This is a genomic window from Methanobrevibacter sp. UBA212 (assembly GCF_905233225.1).
Taxonomy (GTDB): Archaea; Methanobacteriota; Methanobacteria; order Methanobacteriales; family Methanobacteriaceae; genus Methanocatella.
The window spans coordinates 45,832-54,884 of the sequence record NZ_CAJODJ010000013.1 but is presented as its reverse complement, the minus strand read 5'-3'; the positions used below and the strand labels follow the sequence as shown (position 1 = coordinate 54,884).

The following is a 9,053-nucleotide window of genomic DNA, read 5'->3' as shown; positions in this document are numbered from 1 at the left end:
ATAATGAAATAAACATGAAAAATAACTAAAAAATAATAAACAAACAAAATTTTTTCTAAAAATAAAAATTAGTTAAAAAATTTTGCGTCCCATCTTCAAAAACAAAAAAAGAACAAATATGTTAAAAACATATTTGTTTAAGGTAAGATTTCAATTGTGCTATTCAATAACACTTCAAAAGTCCTGTACTGGTCTTTTAGGGAACCAATAGAAACTTTTATTACATTATCACCAATCTTATAACCTGAATCAAATGAAAATGTACCGACACCATTAACAACATTGAATTTGATTTCAACATCATCATTTAATGTTGCAAACATCTCAAATTCAGGCAATTTATCTGCAACAGTGTCGTTTTTATAGAACTTGACCTGATAAGTGCCTGAACCTACATTTTCAATCTCTTTAACGGAAATATATGTAGTTGCAATCCTAGGACACATTGTTCCATAACCTGTGGTATTGGTTTCTATATCCCAGGTTATACGGGCATTCTTACCATACCAGTTGGTACCCAATTGCAGTCTTTTGGTATCATTGAATTCGCCATAATGATAGATTCCGTTAGGATTTGCGCTTAGCTCACCAAGTATCATCATACTAGGCCCCCTAGCGTTTCTGTAAATAGCATTGTCATTGACATTAGGCTCAACGGCATTTTCTGCCAAATCATATCCTGCATTGAATCTGATTCCCTCAAGCGCATTGTCGCTTATCCAATTGTATAAAATGATGATGCCTGTTGAATAATTAGAATCAACGGAAATTCCCATATAGTTGTCTAAAATCCTATTGTTGGTTATGGACACGTTTACCGCAGACTGATTCAGGAAAATTCCATATCCAAGAGGACCTTCCGGAACATCCATAACATACAAACCGATGTTTTTGGTAATCAGGTTATTGGAGATATTGGTATTCTTAACGCCCAAACCGTAAGTTATTCCATAATTGCTTAGGGATAATGTGCTGTTGACTATTTCCATATCATCAGTGTTTTCGGCAAATATTGCATTTCCAAATGATTTAATATCGTTTTTAATGATTCTGACACAATTTGCATTTGATAACCCAATACCATTTCCAGGAATTTCGACCTCACCGGAATTATATCTATCTGATTTTGACGAATCCAGATTGTTTGAAATGACACAATTTGAAATGCAAACGTTATCGGCATTTTGGATGATGATTCCTGAACCTGAATTTGCATTGATAATCAAATCTGAAACATTGAAGTTGGAAACCATAATTGTCAAAACAGGACTGTTGTTTTTACCGTTTAAGGCAGTATTTTCCTTAAATGTAATATTCATTGCCTTGTTAATGGTTAAGCTAACATCATCATATGAATTTGACAAGAATACAACAGGATTGGTTGATTTGTCTAAAATGTTTTGCATTTGCTCATTAGGCAATCCTCCATCCACATATGAAACACCTGTCTTGTTTAAAATATGAATTGTGCTTGAGGATGAAGAAGCCTCATAATTTCCCGTAAGCGGATGACTTGCTTTGATTATATGTGAACCAACACCCAAAGAGGAAACGTTAACCTTAACTTGACCTTTTACGTCACTGTTTTGGGAATAGGATTGACCGTCCAAAGTATAGGTGATTAAATGATTTGCCAAGGCCTGGCCTGAAGAATCCTTCAGTGAGATAATGTAATCATCACTGGAGTTCAATGAAAATGATCTGTCATAAGTTGTCAATTGGGTTTTGACTTTAGTTTCCTCAGCAGGCTTTGCAGGAGTTGGAACAACTGCAGATGCCTTTTTGACAGTTATCCTGCCGCCGGCAGATGATTTCTTATATTTCTTATTTCCTTTATAGGTTACCTTGACTTTGTATGTCTTGAGTTTGGAAAATTTAACTTTAACGGTTGCCTGGCCTTTGCCGTTGGTCTTTTTGGCGTATTTCTTGCCATTGATTTTAATTGTTACCTTTTGCTTTTTGAGAACCTTGCCGTTTTCATCCTTTAATGTGACAACATATTTTGTTGAAGTTTTTGGTTTAACAGTGACTTTTGGAGCGGTCAATTTTGTTTTAAGAACTTTTTTGACTGTAATTTTCTTGGTAGCTTTGGCAGCAGTAAACTGACTGTTTCCTTTATAAGTCATTTGAATCTTATAGGTTCCCTTCTTAAGCTTAAGTTTTACTTTGCCCACGCCTTTAGCGTTGGTTTTTACAGTGTAAGTTTTCTTATTTACTTTGACTGTAACTTTTTGATTGGAAATTGCCTTTCCATTAGAATCCTTTAAAGTGAATTGATAATAATCTGTTTTTTTAATAAACATTGCAAAATTTGAAGCTACAATCCTGGAAGATACCTTATTAACTGTCACTTTTGCTTGGGCAGAACTTGGTGCATAATCACTATCATCGCCAGGATAATTAACTTTAATGACATATGTTCCTGCATTCTCATTAATTTTGACAGTTGCCTTACCATTTGCATTTGTTGTGACTTTAATGTTTTTAGAGTTTATGTTAAATGTCACTTCTGCATTTGCAACAGGATTGTTGTAAATATCCTTTAATGTAATAGTATAATCAGCATTAGAGCCAGGATATGTTGTTAAATCTGACATTCCAATACTTGTTGCAGAAACATTTCCAGGAATATATTCATCACCCACGGTGAAGTTTTTGACGTTTTTAAATTGGTCACCAGTGATATAAGCGGAAGTTCCGGGCAGAACTGCAGTTACAACATTACCTGATTCCTTAAAGTCCTCTGAGTAGAATCTGACTGTTGCAGTACCGTCAACCATCATCACAGTCTTATAAACATCACCCTCCTGAGGCGCTGCATAATTGTTGTTTTTATTCAAGTAGAATGTTACCGGAACTGAATTCAATCCTTTTGCAATATCTCCGTTTGAATCAACAATTGAAATTGAGTAAACTCCCTTTTTGGATTGGGTTATATCGGTTAACTTAAGGAAATAGTTTCCATCTTCCCAGTGCTTTTCGCCATAGGTGAAATAGATTTTCGGACAGTACACATTCTCATTAAGTATGAACGCATAGCCTAAAAACGCACCTCCACCAACTGCTGCATCAACAGGCCTTTCACCAACACCGACCATGTAATTATTGTTTACAACCTCTAGAAGCTCTCCACCTGAAACAAACACCTTTTTATTGAAGTATAATTCCCCTTTCAAATTCTGATTAAAGAAATTTCCAATAACATTTAGCTGAATGACCTCACAGTCAACCAAAACACCGAAATCGGAATTTGATGCTATATAATTGCTTAAGATATTAATATTGTCTGATGAAGCCAGCTCAAAACCGTTCTTGTTTTCAGTCAGATTATTATAGGATATTGTCGGATTGTTTGAGCTTCCCGCAATTCCAATACCTGCATTCTTGTTTTTGGAAAGGGTATTTGAAGTAATGATTGTATTAGCAGAATTTTCATCATAAATTCCATAAGCTGAATCTTTTAAGATTGAATTTTTGACTGTTACTCCTGTGGAATTCCTGATTGATATAGCTCTTTCCGCATTTGAAGCAGTCACATTTTCGACAATAATGTTTTGTGAGTTTTCTATTCGAATTGAATTAGCAACACCATTATTTGAAAATGTGCAGTTCCTAATTATGATATTGGATGCGCCATTGATGAATATTGCATAATCTCCACTATCCCACATTCTTCCATCATCATTATTGAAGTTAAAACCTTCAATTATAGTGCCGTTGGCCTTTGAAGTTAGATAAAAGATGCCCCTATAGTTTGAATCTGCAGAACTGGAACATGGATCCATATTTGTACCTAGTTCACTTTTGATTATGATTGGCTTGTCGATAGTGACGTGAACGTGCACGTAATTGCTTCCCCTAATAATTATAGTGTCTCCGTCATTAGCAGAATTAACCGCACTTCTAATTGTATGTTCGTTCATTTCATTGTGATTGCTGCCGTTTTCATCAACAACGATGCTTTGAGCAGACAACACTGAATCTTCATCATTTGTACTTAAAGTATTTTCGTTTAAATTACAATCTGATTCATCATTTATTTTTAAAACATGTGAATCATCAGTAATATTCGTGTCTTCATTAGCTACAACGCAACTAAAGCTTATTAGTGCAATGAGCAATAAAGAAAATATAAACAAGAAGTTATTAAATTTCATATTTTTACCCATAATTCTTATTATAACAATTGACATAAATTTATCAATATGACATATTATACTTTCGATATAATTAATATATTTCGGTTTTATTCTTATATAATTTATTAATTATTGATATTATTCAAAGTGAAATGAAGAAAAATACATATAGAAATTAAAATAAAAATCAAATCAAATAAAAATAGGTGGGTTTTTTATTAGAAAAAAATTATTGCTCATTATACTGCTGATAACAGTTTTAACAAGCATATCCTCAATTGATGCTGCACAAATCAATCAGCCATCAGATAATGACACAATTGGAAATCTTGAAAGCGAACATGAAATTTTAAATGAAAATGAGGGAGACTTTTCAGCATTATCCCATGAAATCAATGCCAGCATAGAAACCAAATCACTAAAATTGACCAAAGATTATCTGTTTAACACTCAAAATGATGAAAACTTTTCTGATGGAATCACAATTGCAATCGACAACTTAGTCATCGACGGCCAGGGCCACACTATTGACGCCAATAAAAAAGCAAGAATATTCAATATCCAGTCAAATAACGTTATTTTAAAAAACATCAAGATAGTTAATGGAAATGCCGCCTCACATGGTGGTGCGATATGCTGGAAAGGATTTAATGGAACACTATCCACTTGTATTTTTATGGATTCCTCATCACCCAACAGCGGCGGAGCCATACTCTTTGAAAAGGATGCAACAATTGAAAACTCAAAATTTATAGGAAATTCAGCATTTTTTGGTGGAGGAGTTAATTTTGATGGAGAAGGCCATGTAAACAACTGCACATTTGAAAACAATTATGCAAAATATCTTGGAGGCGGAATCTATAATCTTGGACGAATTGATATTTTCAATTCAAGATTTTCTGACAATGAAGCTGGAGACGGAGGAGGAATTTACCTTGAATTCCCCGGACTGATTGAAGATTCAATATTTGAAAGGAACAATGCCATCGGATATGGGGGAGCAATAACAAACGAAGATAAACTCATCATAAATAATTCCCAATTCGTTGAAAATACCGGAAAATTTGCAGGGGCAATCTACTTTAAAGGAAGTGGGCATGTTGAACATTCCACATTTACTGAAAACTCCGCTGATTTAGGTGGAGCAGTATCCATCTACTCCAATAATATTGACATTGCAAACAGCAAATTTAAATACAATAGTGCAGAACAGGGCTCATCATTATACATAAACGGCAAAAACATTAGAATTGAAAACATTTCATTTACAAACAACCAAACTGATTTCGAATCTGAAATCTGCATGATCAGCAAAAACACCACTTTCAACAATCTGACCTTTCAAAACATTACCCAACCAAGCAAAAAGAATGAAACAATAAATCCAAATTCAGAAAAAAAAGATGATTCAGCACCTAAACCTAAAACCAAGAAAAAAACATCAATCACTGCCAAATCCAAAAAATTCAAATTAAAAACAAAAGCCAAAAAATATTCAGTGATACTGAAAGCCGGAAAAAACATCTTAAAATCTAAGAAATTATATCTTAAACTGAATGGAAAAACATACACCGCAAAGACAGATAAAAAAGGAAAGGCAATATTTAAGATTAAAATTCGAAAAAAAGGCAAATTCAAAGGCATCATAACCTTCAAAGGCGATGCAACATATGTATCATCCAAAAAAACTATTTATATAAAAATAAAATAATAATTATATGAATTTAAGCTCATATAATTATTTTTTGACTTTTAAAGTTACTTTTGCCTGTGACTTTATGTATTTAACGACAACAGAGTATTTTCCAACCTTTAAATTTTTAAAGGTAACAGTGGCTATTCCCTTCTTGTTTGTTTTTGCACTGTAAATTTTGTTTTTGATTTTAAATGTGATTTTTTTGCCTTTTATCGCTTTGCCTTTGCTGGTTTTTAAAGTTGCCTTAAATTTAATCCTTTTACTTTTTTTGACTGTTTTGCTTGAAGCCTTCAATACCTTTTTAACTGTTATGGTGTTTTTAACTGTAATTGTCTTAAATGTGGTTGTAATCTTGTATTTGCCCGGAAGTAAACTAAACACCTTAGATGCATAACCTTTACTGTCAGTTTTGACATTGTATGATTTTCCGGATATGGTCATTACAACAACCTGATTTTCGCCGACAGGCTTACCGTCAACACCATATACGCGAACCTTAAATGTGACTTTGCCGCTATAGTCAACCACAACATCCTTATTGTCCTTGATTTTTGAAGGGTTTGATGACGTCTTAAGGGAATTGGTTTGATTGTGCAATTTAAATTCAATAGAAGAAACACCAGGAACAGTTATTTCTTTTGAAGCAATACCTTTATCAACAATTATAGAATCTCCTGTGGAAGAATAAACTATGAAATCAGGCAATAAATTTGAATTCTCCAATTTTGATATGTTTCCTTTAGCATCTTTAACTTCATTTAAACTGACAATAACATGTGTATTTTCATATTGCATCACTCCAGAAGAAGACTCAACGCTCATGACAATCCATCTGAACTCATCGGAAATATTGAAGTTAAGCAATTGCCTGAAATCAGGATCATTCATTCCCCACCAGTTATCAGTCAAGTTGCTATTTTGATTATTTGCATATATTGCATTGGCCTGAGACGCTTTATTATTGAATAAAGAACTATGAGACAGATTTATATCTTTTCGGGCAATAATGGCCCCACCTTGGCCTCCTGCAATATTAGCTTCAAAAACGGAACCCACAACATTTAAAATGTTGTTATTGTCAATTGCACCGCCATTTATAGTGGCCTTATTATTGGTGAAAGTGGAATTGAATATGTTGACTATTCCACCGTTATCGATAGCTCCTGCACCATATGCCTGATTACTATCAAATAAAGAATTGCTTATTGTTAGCTCACCTGAGTTGTCAATGGCACCGCCATGACTCAAAGCAGCATTTGAAACAAACTTGGAATCTGAAATAACAATTTTTCCTTCATTGTTAAATATTGCACCACCTTCATCAGAACCCTTATTTGAATTGAAAATGGAACGTGAAATATTAATATTGCCATCTACATTACTAATTACTCCAAGAGTATGCAATACCACATTATTCAGGAATTTTGAATCCTTTATGAGTAAATCTTTAGTATTGAAAATGACTGCTCCCCTTTCAGCCCTATTATTGTCCAACTGGGAATTGTCAATTGATGTGAGTTTATTATTATATATTACACCTGCACATTCAGCCGCATTTGACTTGAAATTACAGTTATTTATTTCTAATTCATTCACATTATATGCAAATCCCCCATTGGAAATTGCTTCATTTCCTATTGCATTAGAATTATAAACATTAACCTGAGCCTCATTGTAAATGCCCGCACCGTTTTTTGCATGATTAAAGTTAATATTTGAATCAGATAATGTTAAATTGGCCTTATTGTAAACTCCACCACCATTTTCAGCAATGTTGTTGTTTACATTAAAATTGCTTAAAATCGAGTTTCCGATGTTATACAGTCCTCCACCATATGTAGCGGAGTTACCGTTTAAAGTTACATTAGTGAAATTAACGGACATTGACCCAATATATAATCCTCCACCATATGGGGCTCGATTATCATTTAAAATTGCATTTGTCACATTTGATTCGAAAAACAGACATGCAATTCCTCCACCTTTACTGGTAGCGGAATTGTTATTTAAAATACAATTATCCAAATTCAAATATCCCCAAGTGCAGTCAACTCCACCACCATTTTCAGCGGAGTTATTGATAAATTTCGAATCCCTGACATCCAAATGGCCGTGTGAATCCGCAGCTGCTCCTCCGCCTTCAACTCCAACGTTGTTTTCGTAAGTGCAGTTTACCACTGTCATGACATATTCGGAGATATATGATCCTCCTCCGGTTTCACCCTCATTACCTTTAAGAAGGGAATTGTAAATTTCACATACTCCCCAACTCTTAACGCCACCTCCCAGATGGCTGGCTGAATTTGAGATGAATCTTGAGTTATTTATTACCAGATAACCTCTATTATTGTAGATTCCTCCGCCACGGGTAGCTGAATTGTTAACGAATGTTGAGTTGACTAAATAAAAATCGCTGAATCTATTGTAAATTGCACCTCCCTCATGACCGACATTGTTTGTGAAAATGCAATTTTTAATTATGGAATTTGAAAAGTATGTATCGAGTGCAACGCCGAATGTTGCCCTATTATTGTCAAATGTGCAATCATATGCAGTAATTTGTGAATGTTGTGACCCTCTAACGGCCCCTCCATTATAAGCATAGTTATCTGCGAAATGAGAGTTATAAACATGTAATTTTCCGTTGTTGTTTATTGCTCCACCGTCTCCATTGATTTTTCCTTTATCCCAATTATACGCAGTGTTATTTATAAATTTTAAAGAATGGATGATTAAATTTCCATTATTGTCAATCGCTCCACCATTGGCTGTGGTTTTGCCGTTGACAAGTGTCAAATCAAAAAAGTTGACATTTGCATTTTCAGAAATGACAAATATGCTGGATTGCTGTTTAGCATCCAATATAGTGTCTGCAGACTTGGATCCGTAAATTGAAATATCCTTATCGATATTAATTACAGTACCGTTGCTTTCATAGGTCTTTTCCTGTAAATAAATCGAATCTCCAGACTTTGCATTATCGATTAAAATCTGAATTGAATCAAAACTGTTATCGGTTTGATTACCCTCGATATCCTCTGCATAGACTGCATTAACCAGTAATATAGAAAAAAATAATATGAATATAAAAATAACATTAGATCTTACTTTTTTTATTTTAATCACCCCTTAAATCCAATTAAATCAAAAAAATAACTAAAATATATCAATATTAAATAATTAAATTATAAAAAAAGAAAAAAGAGAAGTAATAATTA

Annotated in this window: 3 protein-coding genes; 1 reads left to right on the top strand and 2 read right to left on the bottom strand. The window is 33.7% G+C overall.

What is annotated here, in order from left to right; translation table 11 throughout:
- Positions 1–137: 137 nt before the first annotated feature.
- Entirely contained in the window at positions 138–4,157 is a 4,020-nt protein-coding gene (locus QZ138_RS04820; protein ID WP_292886878.1) for a right-handed parallel beta-helix repeat-containing protein, read from the bottom strand.
- Positions 4,158–4,371: 214 nt separating this feature from the next.
- Between QZ138_RS04820 and QZ138_RS04815 the strand changes: the two genes are divergently transcribed.
- The gene (locus QZ138_RS04815; RefSeq protein ID WP_292886875.1) at positions 4,372–5,850 is read left to right on the top strand and encodes a hypothetical protein; all 1,479 of its coding nucleotides are present in this window, start codon (positions 4,372–4,374) and stop codon (positions 5,848–5,850) included.
- Between the two features lie 27 nt (positions 5,851–5,877).
- Here the strand turns inward: QZ138_RS04815 and QZ138_RS04810 are convergent, their stop codons facing one another.
- Entirely contained in the window at positions 5,878–8,961 is a 3,084-nt protein-coding gene (locus QZ138_RS04810) for an Ig-like domain-containing protein (RefSeq protein ID WP_292886873.1), read from the bottom strand.
- Positions 8,962–9,053: the final 92 nt, after the last annotated feature.

Bases quoted from the DNA above. Each gene is read 5' to 3' on its own strand.
- QZ138_RS04820 (WP_292886878.1), bottom strand. From the start codon at position 4,157: ATGAAATTTAATAACTTCTTGTTTATATTTTCTTTATTGCTCATTGCA.